16 protein-coding genes are annotated in these 14,395 nt (G+C 63.1%); 4 read left to right on the forward strand and 12 right to left on the reverse strand.

What is annotated here, in order from left to right; translation table 11 throughout:
* Positions 1-98: 98 nt before the first annotated feature.
* The 3 genes from B208_RS0119200 to B208_RS0119210 all read right to left on the reverse strand — a co-directional run bounded on the left by B208_RS0119200 (position 99) and on the right by B208_RS0119210 (position 3,869).
* Positions 99-1,724 carry an ArnT family glycosyltransferase gene (locus B208_RS0119200; protein ID WP_007980732.1) on the reverse strand — a complete coding sequence of 542 codons (1,626 nt, stop codon included), beginning with the start codon at positions 1,722-1,724 and terminating at the stop codon, positions 99-101.
* A gap of 288 nt (positions 1,725-2,012) precedes the next feature.
* Positions 2,013-3,275, reverse strand: a complete 1,263-nt coding sequence (locus B208_RS0119205; RefSeq protein ID WP_007980731.1) for an ABC transporter permease — start codon at positions 3,273-3,275, stop codon at positions 2,013-2,015.
* Positions 3,276-3,437: 162 nt separating this feature from the next.
* Positions 3,438-3,869, reverse strand: a complete 432-nt coding sequence (locus B208_RS0119210; RefSeq protein WP_007980730.1) for a universal stress protein — start codon at positions 3,867-3,869, stop codon at positions 3,438-3,440.
* 156 nt (positions 3,870-4,025) lie between these two features.
* On the opposite strand from B208_RS0119210, the gene B208_RS0119215 reads away from it, so the two are divergent.
* The 3 genes from B208_RS0119215 to B208_RS0119225 all read left to right on the forward strand — a co-directional run bounded on the left by B208_RS0119215 (position 4,026) and on the right by B208_RS0119225 (position 7,303).
* Positions 4,026-5,420, forward strand: a complete 1,395-nt coding sequence (locus tag B208_RS0119215) for a cytochrome ubiquinol oxidase subunit I (protein WP_026177960.1) — start codon at positions 4,026-4,028, stop codon at positions 5,418-5,420.
* Positions 5,413-6,375: a cytochrome d ubiquinol oxidase subunit II gene (gene cydB, locus B208_RS0119220; protein ID WP_007980724.1), complete on the forward strand. Its 963-nt coding sequence runs from the start codon at positions 5,413-5,415 to the stop codon at positions 6,373-6,375. Before B208_RS0119215 ends, cydB begins: the two co-directional genes overlap by 8 nt.
* Positions 6,376-6,508: 133 nt before the next feature.
* Positions 6,509-7,303, forward strand: coding sequence for an SDR family oxidoreductase (locus B208_RS0119225; protein WP_007980723.1), 795 nt, complete (start codon positions 6,509-6,511; stop codon positions 7,301-7,303).
* Between the two features lie 156 nt (positions 7,304-7,459).
* Here B208_RS0119225 and B208_RS0119230 read toward each other — a convergent pair whose 3' ends face one another.
* Positions 7,460-8,752 (reverse strand): tetracycline resistance MFS efflux pump, encoded by a 1,293-nt coding sequence (locus B208_RS0119230; RefSeq protein WP_007980722.1) that lies wholly within the window; start codon positions 8,750-8,752, stop codon positions 7,460-7,462.
* Positions 8,752-9,189, reverse strand: a complete 438-nt coding sequence (locus B208_RS0119235; RefSeq protein ID WP_007980720.1) for a CopD family protein — start codon at positions 9,187-9,189, stop codon at positions 8,752-8,754. The genes B208_RS0119230 and B208_RS0119235 overlap by 1 nt, the downstream gene beginning before the upstream one ends.
* Positions 9,190-9,261: 72 nt before the next feature.
* Here B208_RS0119235 and B208_RS0119240 point away from each other — a divergent pair, with 72 nt between their 5' ends.
* Positions 9,262-9,906: a hypothetical protein gene (locus tag B208_RS0119240; RefSeq protein ID WP_007980718.1), complete on the forward strand. Its 645-nt coding sequence runs from the start codon at positions 9,262-9,264 to the stop codon at positions 9,904-9,906.
* Positions 9,907-9,955: 49 nt separating this feature from the next.
* On the opposite strand, the gene B208_RS0119245 is transcribed toward B208_RS0119240, so the two are convergent.
* The 7 genes from B208_RS0119245 to B208_RS0119275 form a co-directional block, all read right to left on the reverse strand.
* Complete coding sequence (locus B208_RS0119245) at positions 9,956-10,354, reverse strand: helix-turn-helix domain-containing protein (RefSeq protein ID WP_007980716.1); 399 nt, start codon at positions 10,352-10,354, stop codon at positions 9,956-9,958.
* A 78-nt stretch (positions 10,355-10,432) separates the two neighbouring features.
* A complete protein-coding gene (locus B208_RS0119250) occupies positions 10,433-11,404 on the reverse strand; it encodes a sulfite exporter TauE/SafE family protein (protein ID WP_007980715.1) in 972 nt (323 codons plus the stop codon).
* A 2-nt stretch (positions 11,405-11,406) separates the two neighbouring features.
* Positions 11,407-11,556, reverse strand: a complete 150-nt coding sequence (locus B208_RS24520) for a DUF7512 family protein (protein WP_007980714.1) — start codon at positions 11,554-11,556, stop codon at positions 11,407-11,409.
* A 396-nt stretch (positions 11,557-11,952) separates the two neighbouring features.
* On the reverse strand, positions 11,953-12,951 hold the full coding sequence (locus tag B208_RS0119260; protein WP_007980713.1) for a sulfite exporter TauE/SafE family protein: 999 nt from the start codon (positions 12,949-12,951) through the stop codon (positions 11,953-11,955).
* Positions 12,948-13,097, reverse strand: a complete 150-nt coding sequence (locus B208_RS24525; RefSeq protein WP_007980712.1) for a DUF7512 family protein — start codon at positions 13,095-13,097, stop codon at positions 12,948-12,950. The genes B208_RS0119260 and B208_RS24525 overlap by 4 nt, the downstream gene beginning before the upstream one ends.
* Before the next feature lie 337 nt (positions 13,098-13,434).
* Complete coding sequence (locus B208_RS0119270) at positions 13,435-13,905, reverse strand: DUF6691 family protein (protein WP_007980711.1); 471 nt, start codon at positions 13,903-13,905, stop codon at positions 13,435-13,437.
* Positions 13,902-14,393: a YeeE/YedE family protein gene (locus B208_RS0119275; protein WP_026177962.1), complete on the reverse strand. Its 492-nt coding sequence runs from the start codon at positions 14,391-14,393 to the stop codon at positions 13,902-13,904. The genes B208_RS0119270 and B208_RS0119275 overlap by 4 nt, the downstream gene beginning before the upstream one ends.
* Positions 14,394-14,395: the final 2 nt, after the last annotated feature.

A 14,395-nucleotide genomic window follows, 5' to 3' on the forward strand; every position in this document is an offset into this window, starting at 1 on the left:
AATAAATTCGTCCGAATGGACGATACACGCGGCCGTGACTTATCTCTCACGGCTGTTTTCGGGCCGAATTCGGGGGTCGCGTTCGGACTCACTCACCCTCAGACGGGCATCGGTCCGCTCGTCTCCGGTCCCGACGGATACCACCCCTCGGACATCGCGAATATCGCCACCTCGTCGTTCTCGAACGCGAGGTGATACTGCGGCGACGAGAGCATCGTCGACATCATCTCCGGCGGTTGGTAGTGGCGCATCCCGCGAATCGTGTAGGTTTCCTTCGGGACGTAGATGTACTGCGGGTGTACCTGCATCCGCATCAGTTCCGTCGTCAGACAGTTGGCACTGTGACACCGAGATAGCTCGCGGAACTGATGGAGTTGATACTGGTACTGCTCGTGACCCTTCCACTCGACGCCCCACGGCCCGATGGCGATGGTCCTGTCCGTCTGCTGTGGGAACCACTCCGCGGCGTCGCCGAGCACCAGAAACTGTGCGGACGGGTCGGTGTGCTCGCCCGCCCACGTCATCGCCTCGACGTCGTTGTCGTTGACGAACTGCGGGAGGGACGGACTCCCGGCGTGGGCGTTCATCCCGCCCATCGCGTACAACATCCCGCCGCTGAGGCCGATGGTCGCCAGCAACACCACGGAAAACGTGACGATTTCGTTCCGTTCGGCGGACGAAGAGGTTTCCTTGACCCACCGGAAGATGCCGTCGAAGACGAATCGCGCGGTGATGAGCGCGCCGATGAGGAACACGAAACGCGCCTCGTCCATCGCCGCCGTGATGACGACTAACCACGCGGGGAGGAAGTACTCGCGTCGTCGAACGAGCCAGAGACATCCGATTGCCGGAAGCAGGTGCCACGCCGACAGGAACGGCGGTTCGTTGAGCTGCTGGCGTAGTAATCCCCGTAGCGCCGGAATGGCACCGCCGAGCCCGCCGTGGGTACCCGCGGCCCCGCTGAACACGGCGGTTCCGTGCATTGAGACGATCGACAGCCACCACGGGGCTGTGAGCACTATCCCGCCGAGACCGACGACCAACCCGTAGGCGAGCCCGCGTACGGACCGGTCGAACCGGACGTAGAGCACGAGAAAGCTGATGACGAAGAAGATGGTGTACATCGGATGCGTCAGCACCGTCAGCGCGAAGGTGACGAGCGCGGGGACGAGCCACCGGCGGTCGTGGTTCCGAAAGAGGTGCAACCCGGCGTAGATTCCGGTCAGCGAGAACAACATCGCGGGAGCGCGGACGATGCCCCCGGCCGAGATGTGCCACTGGAGCACCGGCGGGCTGACGGCGACGATGAGCGTGGCGAGCGAGGCTTGTGGCCGCGACCCGAACAGGTCCCGCGCGAGGAAGTACAGCGGGACGAGGTATGCGACCGAGACGAGGCCGGGAAGGTATCTGGCGATGGTGAACGCGCCGACTCGCGTCACGTCGAGGATGACGGCCAGGATGTAGAACATGAACGGCGGATACGCGAAAGGCACGCCGTCGGGCGTGTAGCCCGGAATCGTCTTCGGAAGGACGTAGCCGTTTTTCTGTATCTCCTCGGCGATGTGGAGGTACAGCCCCGCGCCGAAGGACGGATAGGGATGACTTCCGACGTAGAGATAGAGGACGCACACTCCGGCGATGAGCGCGGGGACGAGCCATGGCAGTTCGTAACTCAGTCCTCTCGATTCCTGCGCCGTTTTCGAATCCGTCTGATGACTAGCCATGGTTGTGTTGGGGGAAGCGGCCGCTCCGAGGCTGGCAGCGGCACTGGTCTCGTTCGGACGGAACTATCGCAGGATTCACTCTTTGTTATCCAGTGGCTATCGGCGGGATAGCAACGAATACTGACCGCGGAGTGAGGGTAGGTGCGAATTCCACCGACAGTAACACGAGGTTGTGAGTGCGTCGATTTCGGGACGGACGGTCCAAACGAGTTCGCTCCGTCGTCCCCGATTTGAAACGGTCGAAACAGTTCACGGAACCGTTCTCTCGTCCGAGAGGTTCCGCGACCGTCACTCGTAGCGGAGCGCGTCGATGGGGTTCGTGTGGGACGCGTCCCACGCCGGATAGAGTCCCGCGAGCACCCCGACGATGACGCCGACCACGACGGCGATACCGAACCACTCCGCCCTGAACGCGAGGGGGAGTCCGATGAGCTGGGCCGCGACGTAGCCGCCGCCGAAGCCGACGAGCGCGCCCAGCGCCGACCCGAACAGGCCGAGCAACACCGCCTCGAACAGGAACAACTGGAGGACATCGGTGTTCTGCGCGCCGACGGCTTTCATGATGCCGATTTCGCGGGTCCGTTCGGTCACGCTCACCAGCATGATGTTGGCGATGCCGATTGCTCCGACGATGAGCGAGATGAGGGCGATGCCGGAGATGTACGCCGTGAACGTGTCGCTGACCCGTTTGACCTGGCTGACCAGTTCCTCCTGCGTCGTCACCTTGAACTTGTAGTTCTCCGATTTCAGTTCGCTCGCGTCAGAGCCCTCGCCCAGGTACGTGTAGACGCGCCCCTGCACCGCGTCCACTTGGCCGGGATTGCCCGCGAGGACGAGTATCCGCCCGTACACGCGCTGGTTGCGGTCCGCCGACGGACTGTACACCGTCCGCTGGTAGAAGGGGTCCGTCGGTGCGAAGATTCGCGGGGTCGGGCCGCTGCTGATGCCAAGCGTGGTCTCGTCGGACGGTTCGACGATGCCCGTCACCGTCGCGTTGATCTCTTCCCCGTTGACGGCGCGCGTGACGGTGATGTTGTCCCCGACGGAGACGTTTCCGCCGCTGAACATCCGCGCGGCGGGGCGGTTCAGGACCACTTCGCGTTTCCCGCTCCGGAACGACCCGCCCGAGACGAATTGCTGGTTTTTCACGTCGAAGTAGGGCGGAGACGTGACGACGACCCACTGCCGACCGACCGTCGAGTTGTTGAACGCCACCGTGGAGGCGGCGATACCGCTCTCCGGAACGGCCGCTTCGACGCCTTCGAGCGACCGAATCCCGCCGAGGTCGTGCTCGGTGAAAATCGTTTGTCCGCCGCTACTCCCGAAGTTCGGAATCCCGCTCTGACTCGGCGACTCCGCCGAGACGTACATGGTCGCCGCGTTGCCGCCGGCGACCGTGTTGACGATATCCGCCTGCAAACTCGCGCCGAGCGTGACGAAGGTGATGACCGCCGCCACGCCGATGATGACGCCGAGCGTCGTCAGCGTCGAGCGCAGTTTGTGTTCGCGGATGTTTCGCCAACTGATTCGAACGCTTTCGAGAACGTTCATCCGCCCGTGTCTGTTAGCGTGTCAATCATTTTCTCATCTACCCGCACACGTCTACGGCGTCATCCGACAAAAGTCTATGACGGGAAATCCGGTCTTAACTGCCTGAAACGCCAAATTATACCGTATCCGGGGATTTTCACCGTTCGGCTTCGACCCCTCGTTTCACTCCTCCTCGTTCATCCGAACCGTCAGGACGGGGACCTCCGACAGGCGGACGACCTTTTCGGTGACGCTGCCGAGGAGGTACCGGTCGAGACCGCGGCGGCCGTGCGTTCCCATCACGATGCAGTCGATGTCGTTCTTGTCGGCGTAGTCCAGAATCACGCGGTGTGGCGTCCCGCGGAGTACCGTCGTTTCCACGTCCACACCCGCCTCGTTCGCCGCGGCTTCGACGTCCGAAACCGCGTCGGCGCACTCGTCTTCGAGTTCGTCGTAGAGGATGTCGGACCGAACGTCCGGCGGGACGATGGTTCGGTCGACGACCGATAGGACGTGTAGGCTCGCGCCGTAGGCGTCCGCGAGGTTGAGCGCCTGTTCGACCGCCTTGTCCGTGGACACGCTCCCGTCCGTTGGGAGCAGGATTCGCTCGTACATTTACCCTAGAATGGACGCTATCGACGCTCAAAATCATACTGGTCCGAACAGTTCGTCGGCCGTAACAGTTCTAATTCTCGGCATCTGATTATCGTGGGGTGGGAATCATCCGCGTTCTAATGCGGATGTCACACTTAGCTCGGATTAGGAGTGAGTATGCTCGACCCAACAACCGCAAGCCGTCTCCAGTTCGCACTGACGACTATCGTACATATCGTGTTTCCAGTGGTGAGTATGGGTCTCGCGCCGTTCCTCGTCTATTTCACGTGGAAGGAGGTACGGACGGGTGAGGCCATTTACGAGCAGCTACGGCGGTTCTGGGTTCGGATATTCGCGGTCAGCTTCGTCGTCGGCACCGTCACCGGACTGGTGTTGGAGTTCGAGTTCGGGACGAACTTCGCGGCGTTCGCGGCGACGACGGGGGAACTGTTCGGGGGACCGCTGGCCGTCGAGGGGATGATGGCGTTCTTCCTCGAAGCGACGTTCCTCGGAATCTTCGTCTTCGGCCGCGAGCGGGTTTCTGACAGGTTGTATCTCCTCTCGTCTATTTTGGTCGGATTGGGAACGTGGCTTTCCGCGGTATGGATTCTGGTGGCGAACTCGTGGATGCAGACGCCGCGCGGGTTCGAGGTCGTCATGAGGAACGGCAATCCCATCGTCACCCTCGTGGACCCCATCGCCGCCTACGCCAACCCGCGGTTCCCGTGGATGTTCGTGCACATGCAAAACGCGGCCGTGCTCTCCGTCGCGCTGCTCATGGCGGGAATCGCGGCCTATCACATTCGAAGCGCGCGAACCGACGACGACCGCTTTTGGCGCGCGACGCTCAAAATCGCGCTCGTCGCGCTCATCATCACCGCCCCGCTGCAGGTGCTTCACGGCGACGCGTACGCCCGCCACATCTCGGTGACGCAACCCCAGAAGTTCGCCGCGATGGAGGCGGTTTGGGACACCGCAACCTACGTCCCCGAGTACATCGTCGCCTTCCCGACGTCGTTGAACGACATCCTCAATCCCCGCGCGAAGGACATCTTCGGCATCGGGATTCCGGGCGGAGCGTCGTGGCTCGCCAGCGGCGGCGACGCGCAGGCCGAAATCGTCGGCCTGAACGAGTTCGAAGGGTCGCCCCCGGTGGCAATCGTCTTCTGGTCGTTCCGGTTGATGGTCGCCATGGGCTTCTGGTTCATGCTCCTCGCGTTCTGGGGCGGCTACCGCTGGCGGACGGGCGAACTGTTCGAGGACGGACTCCTCCACAGGGCGTTCGTCTGGACGTCGCTGCTCGGGTTCTTCGCCGTCGAAACCGGCTGGGTCGTCACCGAGGTCGGTCGCCAACCGTGGGTCGTACAGGGCGTGATGAAGACGAGCGCGGGCGTTTCACCGGGGCTTTCGAGCACCGAAGCGACCCTGACGCTGCTCGGATTCGTCGCGGTGTACACCGCTCTGCTGGTCGTGTACGTGTACGTCATCCGTCGGATAATCCGCGGCGGCGCGCCCAAAATCGAACGCGCGCAGCGGGAGGCTCCCGGAAGCGAGGTGGCCGCGGATGATTGATCTCGCGGTGCTCTGGTTCGCGCTCGTGTTCGTCCTGCTCGGGACGTTCCTCTTCCTGGACGGGTTCGACTTCGGCGTCGGGTTGTTGTTCGCCACCCGCGACGACGAGGAGGAGCGCGAGACGCTGCTGGCCGCTATCGGGCCGATATGGGACGGTAACGAAGTGTGGCTCGTCGTGTTCGGCGGGGCGCTGTTCGCCGTCTTCCCGGCGGCGTACGCCGGACTGTTCAGCCGCCACTACCTCCTGATGTTCGCCATCCTCGGGGCGCTCATCCTCCGCGGTATCGCGCCCGAACTGTACGAACAGCGGTCGGACGACCGCTGGAAGCGTTGGTGGGGTCGGTCGTTCATCGTCGGCAGCGCGTTGTCACCGTTCCTGCTCGGCATGTTCGCCGCCAACTGGGTGCTCGGCGCATCGACCATCGTGTCGGTTCCCTCCCTCGCGTTCGGGTTGACGGTCGTCGCGCTCACGCTCGTTGAAGGAGCGGCGTTCCTCGGCCTGAAGACGCGCGGAACGCTCCGCGACGAGATGTCGGACTACAGCGCTCGCGCCGCGCTCGCGTACCTCGTGCTGGTCGTCGTCGTCATCGGCTACCTCGCGGCGACCCGCTCGGACCTTCACGGGGCGCTGCTGTCGCCGCTCTCGCTGGCGGCCGTCGTCGTCTCCGTCGCGCTGGTCGCGGGCGTCGTCCTCGCCAGCAGGGCGGACCGCCACCGCGCGGCGTTCGCGGCGGCCGCGTTCCTCCCGTACGCGCTGGTCGCGTTTGTCGGAAACCTCCTGTACCCCGCCATCGACCCCGCGGTCGGACTGACGGTGCAGGAGGGGGTCGTCTCGGATCTGCCGCTCACCATGCTGACCGTCGCCGCGGCGTTCATCCTGCCGATAGTCGTGGTGTACTTCGGCGTAGTGTACTCCGTCTTCAGCGGTCCCGCCGACCCCTCGGAAACCTACTGAGGCGCGCGTCGATGGGCACGTCGCGGACGACGCCCCATTCCCGTTCTGTGCGCTATAATCACACACGAAAAACAGGTATGGATGGAGAGTCATTCAGGGGAACGTATTTCCGACCGAGGCGGGCCGTAGGAGTATGGACCTCGGACTCGACGGAAAGCGGGCGTACGTGATGGCGGCGAGCAGCGGATTGGGCCGAGCGGTAGCGACGGAACTCGTCCGAGAGGGCGCGACCGTCGTCATCTCCTCGCGGGACGAAACGCGACTCCGGACGGCGGCCGAGTCGATTCGAGAGGAGGTGGAGTGCGACGATGCCATCGAATGGGTCGTTTGCGACTTGACCGACGAGGAGTCCGTTCGAACCGCGACCGAAACCGCCATCGACCGCCTCGGCGGTCTGGACGTTTTGGTGACGAATCACGGCGGTCCTTCCACAGACCCGTTCTCGGAGACGTCGCTGTCAGCCTTCGACGAAGCGTACCGCGGAATCCTCCGGAGCACCATTCTGACTTGCGAAATCGCACTTCCCGCGCTCAGGGATGGCGGCGGCGCGATTACCAACCTCGTCGCGGCGTCCGCGCTCGAACCGTCCGCGAGCGGCGCGCTCGGGAACGTCTTCCGACCCGGAATCTACGGCCTCTCGAAGGTGCTCGCCGAGGAGTTCGGTGCCGACGACGTGCGCGTCAATTGCGTCTCCCCGCGCGGCGTCATGTCCGACCGCATCCGGTACAAACTCTCGGAGCTCGCCGAGCGCGAGGGAACCAGCGAAACGGCGGCGAAAGAGCGGCGGACGGACGAACTGCCGCTTTCCGACCTCGGCACTCCGGAGTCGTTCGCCCGCGCCGTCGCCTACATCTCCTCGCCCGCCGCGGCGTACATCACCGGGGCGTCCCTCCCGGTCGACGGCGGGTGGCACAGACACGCCTTCTGAGTCGCTGGACGGTTCGGGCGGGGTGAGCGGGCGAATCGCCTGCAACAGAACGACGGAAAGCCACGCGAAGATTCGGTTCATCGGGGCCGAGTGGTCCCGTTCTCGTATATAATCTCCCGGGTCGATTGCGCAATCGTGACGGCGGGTCCTACTCGCTCAGTTGACCGGCGTCGGGGTGCCGTTTCCTTGGAACGTCGTCAGCAGGACGTAGCCGATGGGGAGCATGAGCAGGCCGCCGAGGACGAACGGGAGCCAGTAGGCGACCGCCGCGTACAGCGCTCCCGCCGCGATGGGACCGACCGCTCTGGCGATGCTTCCGGCGCTTTGGGTCAGACCGAACGCGCCGCCTTGGGTGTCCTCCGTCGCGCTCTTCGAGACGAGCGTCGTGAGCGAGACGTTCGCAAACCCGTTACCCGCCGCGAGGGGCGTGAGGATGACCAGCAGGACGAACAGGCCACCGGAAAGCGGTCCGATGGCGGGGAGGTGGTCGCCGAGCATCGGCGAGAACGGGAGGGCGGCGAGCGTCACGAGTTCGAGCACGACGCCGACGAGCGCGAGCGTCCGCTCGCCGTAGCGGTCCGTGAGTTTTCCCACGAGGCCGCCCTGAACGACGGCGATGACGACGCCGACGTAGGCGAGGACGTAGCCGTTCATCTCCGGCCCGAAGCCGTACTGCTGTTCGGTGAACAGCACGAACATGCTCTCCATCGAGGAGAACGCGAGCGAAAGGAGGAAGAAGGAGGCGACGAGTCCGGCGAGCGCCGGGTCGGCGAACGCGTCCGCGAGGCGGGCGAGACGCGACTGACGCTCGTCCGTCGTCTCCTCGTCGCTGTCCCGCTTGGTGCGCGTCTCCGGGAGGACGAGCGCGGCGACGACGAGATTGAGGCCGCAGATGGCCGCGGCGGCGAAACTCGGCAGGGAGAACTGGTTCACGGGTACCACCGCGGGGAGGACGTTCCGCGCGAGCGAGAGCGCGGCGTCGCTGGAGAAGATGCCGCCGAGCGCCGGACCGAACACGAAGCCGAGTCCGAACGCCGCGCCGATGAGGCCCAACCCCTTCGCACGGTCCTCCGGCGGCGTGATGTCGGCGATGTACGCCTGTGCGGTGGCGATGTTGCCGCCCATCGCGCCCGCGAGGATGCGAGCGACGAAGAGCACGAGGAGGCTTTCCGCGAGGCCGAACAGCGTCCACGCGACGACGCTCCCGAACAGCGAGAGGAGGAGGATGGGTCGGCGGCCGCGCTCGTCCGAGAGGCGGCCGAGGACGGGTGCGAAGAGGAACTGCATGACCGAGTAGGAGGCGAGCAGGAGTCCGACGACGAACTCGTTCGCGCCGAAGTGCTCGGCGTACAGCGGGATGATGGGAATCAGAATCCCGAAGCCGAGGAGGTCGACGAAGACGATGGCGAACACCGTCGCCAGCGCCCGCTTGGACCCGTCCTTGGCCATCAGAGCCACCCGGCGACGACGAGCAGGCCGAGCGCCACGACGCCGGCGACGTAAAACAGCGTCGTGGCTCCCGCCGCGGCTTGCTTCGCACCGGCGTCGAGGTTCTTCTTCAACCGACTACCCGCCATGTGGCTCAGCCCGGAGAGCGCGAGCCAAAGGACGACCATTGTGAGGACCAGATGGCCGCTCGAGCTACCTGTGAGGGTTTCCGTGCTGTAGAGGTCTCCGGCCATGAATCCCCCCGTGAGCAACAACACGACGGACGAGAGCGACGAAAAGCGCGTGAACTGCTGGGTCATCCACCGGATTCCGTCCGCGCCGAGTTTCCCGTCCCGTGCCGCCGGGACCACGAGCGCCGCCATGAACACCGTCCACCCTGCCCACACGCCCGCGAAAAGCGTGTGTACGATTCGCATCGTCACGTCGATAAGCGTCATTTGTCGGTGGTTGTTTCACACCCTTCAAATAGCTTCGGATAGAATCGGATGCTGTATAATCCTATTCCGATTATGACCCCAGATACCGACAGGGGACGCGGCATCCTCTCGCCCGCCGACCGAGCCTACCTCCTCGGCGAGGCCGACATGGAACACGAACAGTCGAAGCGCAACGCGGAGGCGCGAATCCGCGGTCGAATCACGGACGCGATACTGGATTTCGGGATTCTCGTCCACCACCTGAAAAAGAAAGACCGACGGCAGGTGTTCGACACCGACGACGAGCGGTTCATGGACGGACTGACCGCCATGCTCTCGTTCGCTTACATTGGCATGCGCGAGAGCGGAGGCGAGTTCGGACACGCCCTCGAACCCGCGGTTCGGAAGGCGGAAGAGGTTCACGCGGCCGACATGCTCGGCCAAGCGGTGTCGGTGGACGTGCAGTTCGACGTCGAAACGGAGGTCGAGACCGCCGTGGACGACGTTGCGGTCGCCATCGACGCCGGAAAACCCGTGACGCCCGCCGAGTTGTTCTCCGTCATGGTCGGCAGCGACGTCTTGGAGGACGTCGACGAGGTAACGCTCCAGTTGAGCGACGAGGCAGACGAGGACGGCCTCCTGAAGGAAGACGAGTTCGTCGCGCACGTCGCCGACTATCTGGACGCCGAGCTACGCTGGCTTCCGTACAACCGAGTAAAAGTTCTCGTCGAGACGTAACCGTCTTCGTGATGTCGAGAGCGGCGATGGGTTCCCGTAAGCCGGTCGGTTAGACCGGTTGTTCGGGCTGTTCCATCGGGTCGTACTTGTCCTCGAACTCCTGAATCAACTGGCCCATCTTGGCGTACCACTCGTTCAACATGCGCTGCATGTCGTGGGACACTTCGCCGGGGTCGGTCGGCTTGTAGACGTGGTAGTAGCCACCTTGGTCGTAGTTGACCTGTTCTTTCTGGATGAACCCAGATTGGAGCAGTCGCTGGATAGAGCGGTACGCCGTCGACCGTTCGCGGTCGATCCGCTCCGCGATGTCGTCGATGGTTAGTGGGTTCTCGCTCTCGATCACGACTCGATAACACTGCTTATCGAGCTCTTTCAGTCCGTGAAGACACTCCAGCAATCCTTCACACTCCATGTCTTGCTGAAGGTACTCGGCCATCGAGTTCGCCATTTTCAAGTCGTGAGTAAGAATTTGGCACGTATAAGGATTTTGCATGGTTTGTACAAAACTACTTGTTCGCCCCGAAGGTCAGTCGGAGGTCGACACGCTCGGCGACTCGCGCTCCCGAAGGTTGACGAGTGCGCTGTAGACGACCGCCGCGGCGACGACCACCGCGGAGCCGAAGATGAGCACCAGACTGATCTGGTCGAGGATGTGGATGCCCAGCGCGTCTCCGACTCGGTTGCTTGCGACGGCGACGCTGCCCGCGAGGAGCATCGCGGCGAAGTAGCCCTTGATGTCGTCCTCGTCGGTCAGGTTCGTCGCCGCTGCACCGATGCGTGCTCCGAGCGCGCTTCCCGCCAAGAGCGGAGCGACGACGGCGAGTTCGACGGCCCCGTTCTGGGCGTAGGAGAACGCGCCGAAACCACCGGAGACGGTGATCTGGAGCACGTCAGTTCCGACCGCCACAACGGTGGGGACGCCGAGGACGTACACCATCGCGGGCATCAGGAGGAAGCCGCCACCGACGCCGAGGAAGCCGGATAGGATGCCGACGAACAGCGCGATGCCCAGCGTGAGCCAGACCGAAATCTCCACGCCACCGCTGATGGAAACCATCGGAGGAATCTGGAGCACCTCGAAGCGCTCCGGGAGCGACGACGCGCCGTCGTCGTCACTGCCACGCGAGTCGCGGAACGTGAAGAGGCCGACCGTGGCCAACAGGAGGACGTAGGCGGTCCCCACCACGATGTCGGCCATGCCGGTCGCTTCGAGCCACAACACGACGTATTCCCCGACCTTGATACCGCTCGTCATGCCGACGATGAACATCAGCGCGAGCTTGTAATCGACCTGTCCGAGGTTACGGTGTCGGAGCGCGGCGATGACCGATGTGCCGAACACGAACGCCAGTCCGCTTCCGACCGCGACCTTCGCCGGGTATCCGAACACCAGCAACGCTGGCGTGACGAGGAACGACCCGCCCATCCCGAAGAATCCGAACAGGATTCCGATGACCAGTCCGAACCCGATGAACAGGGCAATGAGGAGTGGCTCCACGATTACTCACCCGTAAGCGCGTCGATAACGTTCGAACTCACCATCTGTACGACGACACCGTATCCGGCATAGAGGACGACTGCCTCCCCGAGAACGGCACCGACCGTCGTGGCTGCTCCGAGTCCACTCAATTCGATTCCGAACATGCTCATCGACCTCGCTTTCGTACTGACCGCGGTTTTGTGCGAATCATACTTTTCTACTCACTACAGCCTATCCGCTCACAGGTCTTAATAGTTTTGTGAATATTGTGCAATACAATCTGCTACGGTCGAAACCGGATATCGGTGGGGAGTCGGCCTCTATTGCGGTAACGGGTCGTTTTTGACCGGTATTTTTTCCACCCCACTTTCCCAGAAAGCATATCCCCGGATCGAAAATATCGACGTAACCATCCCTATTGATTTGCAATAGAAATACAATATTGTTGGATGGCTCAGTACCGTGTCCGCGGTTCCACGGCGGCGTAGTCGAACCGACGACTGCGGTGCAGTCGCCGACATCGGTTCGTTACCCGGCCAAAAATTCCACGGTGTGCCGAGGTCGGGTCAGTTCGTCGACGGGCGACCGGAAACCGACTGTCCCCTGAGTACCCGCACGGAGCTGTAGATGATGGCCCCGCTGACGAGGATCGCCGCTCCGAAAATGAGGACCATGCTCACCGTTTTGAGCGCGGCGATGCCGGTCATGGCGCTCAGTTTCTTGCTCGCGACGGCGACGCTGCCCGCGAGGAGCATCGCGGCGAAATAGCCCTTGATGTCGTCCCCGTCTATCAGTTCGGTCGCGGCCGCGCCGATGCGCGCCCCGAGCGCGCTCCCGAGGAGCAACGACGCGACGACGGGGACGTTGACCGCTCCTTCCTGCGCGTAGACGAACGCGCCGAAACTGCCGGGAATCGTTATCTGGAGCACGCTAGTTCCGATGGCGACCTCGGCCGGAACGCCGAAGCCGTAGAGCATCGTCGGCATGAGGAGGAATCCGCCGCCGACGCCGAGGAAGCCCGAGAGGATACCGATGCCGAGTCCGATGCCGAGCGTCACCCAGAGCGAGACGGTCGTTCCGCCCGTGAACGTCAGCATCGGCGGGATGCGGACCCGTTCGAGAGCGTTCGAGAGGTCCAACGTGTCGCCCTCGTCCGACTCGCTCTGCATCGAGTCACGGAGCGTCTGCAGGCCGACGACGACGAGGAGGCCGACGTACGCGACGCTGATGACGATATCGGACAAGCCCGCTCGTTCCAACAGGAGAACCGCCCGTTTGCCGATCTCGATACCGACCGTCATCCCGGTGATTATCAGCGCCGCGAGTTTGTAATCGACCTGTCCGAGGTCACGGTGCCGAAGCGCACCGATGACGGCGGTGCCGAAGACGAACGCTAATCCGCTTCCGACCGCGACCTTTGCCGGATATCCCAACACCAGCAACGCGGGCGTGACGAGGAATGACCCGCCCATCCCGAAGAATCCGAACAGAATTCCGATGATGAGACCGAAGCCGACGAAGAGGAGAACGAGGAGGAGGCTCATACCGAGAACCTCCATCGTCATTCACCTCGGATGGCGTTCACGACGACCGAGGCGAGGGCACCGGTGGCGACGCCGTACCCGGCGTACAGCACCAACGCCTCGCTGAACACGAGTCCGACGATAGCCGCCGCATGGAGGTTCCCGCTGAGCGATTCTATTCCGAACATGGATATCCATCTGTCGTGCATCGACTGGGTGGTTGTGTACGTTTCATACTATGTCGCTTGGCCGTGGATTAGCCACAATTGCTTTTAATAGTTTTGGGTCTAGCGGGCAATACTATTCCCATATGTTATCCGGCGCTAATCCGTCACATCGTCCCCTACGGCAGATTTCGCCCTCGAACTCGGATCACACCTTCGGAGAATTGATTCAGCGACTCTTCGCTGTCGAACGCGTTACTCGACGCTGCCGACGCTGCCGGGAAAGCTTCGACGATGGTTTTTCACATCAAAAACACGACCGCGCTCCGTCACGAAACGAGTACCGCAGCCGAACGTGAAATCAGTCCGCTTCCGACGACACGGGTCGGTCGCTCACGCTGTGTTTCCGCCAGAGCCCCTGCGCGTACGCACCGGCGAACATGCCGCCGATAGCGAACAGGATGGGGTAGTTACCGATTCCGAGGCTCGCGTATGCCGCACCGGGACAGATTCCGGAGAGGCCCCAACCGACGCCGAAGATACCGCCGCCGATGAGGACGTTCCGGTCGAACGATTTCAGCCTTCGGGTGTACGCCTTTCCGGTCAAGGGTGCGCGACCGGACGAGCGGCTTGCAACCGCGAAGGTCACCCCGGTGACAACCGCCGCGCCGCCCATGACGAACAGGAGGCCGAAATCCTCGAACTGCAGGAAGTTGAGCACGACCTCGGGTCGGGCCATGTGACTGAAGCCCAGCCCGAAACCGAATATCAACCCGCCGACGACGATGAGGACGTTGAAGAGGGGTCCTCGGCTCTTCGATTCTCCGCTCATGGCGACACCCCCAAGGCCTGCACTAGTTGTGCGACGCCGATGGCGACCGCCATGAACGTCACGACGTTGCTGATGGACGTGAACGACGCGGAGCCGACGCCACAGACCCCGTGGCCGGACGTACATCCCTTTCCGATACGGGTGCCGACGCCGACGAGGAAACCGCCGCCGAGGAGCCGCCACCACTGGACGTCCGTCGTCCAGAACTGGCCGTTGAACGCGAGTTGGTAGATGGCCGCTCCGCCGACGATACCCAACGTGAACAACACACGCCAGTCACGGGACGCGACGTATTTCGGTTTCTGAAACCGGGGCACGTCGGAGACGTAGGACAGTGTAGACTCCAAGAACGTGCTCGCCCCGGCGATGATTCCGGTTCCGAGGTAGATGACGGCGACGCCGAGCCCGATGAACATTCCACCGATGGCGTACCGTCCGATTCCGTTCGGGAACAGGTTCGTAAATGCAAATGCTGGCACTAAATCCATTG

This window comes from Haladaptatus paucihalophilus DX253 (genome assembly GCF_000376445.1).
GTDB classification, from domain to species: domain Archaea; phylum Halobacteriota; class Halobacteria; order Halobacteriales; family Haladaptataceae; genus Haladaptatus; species Haladaptatus paucihalophilus.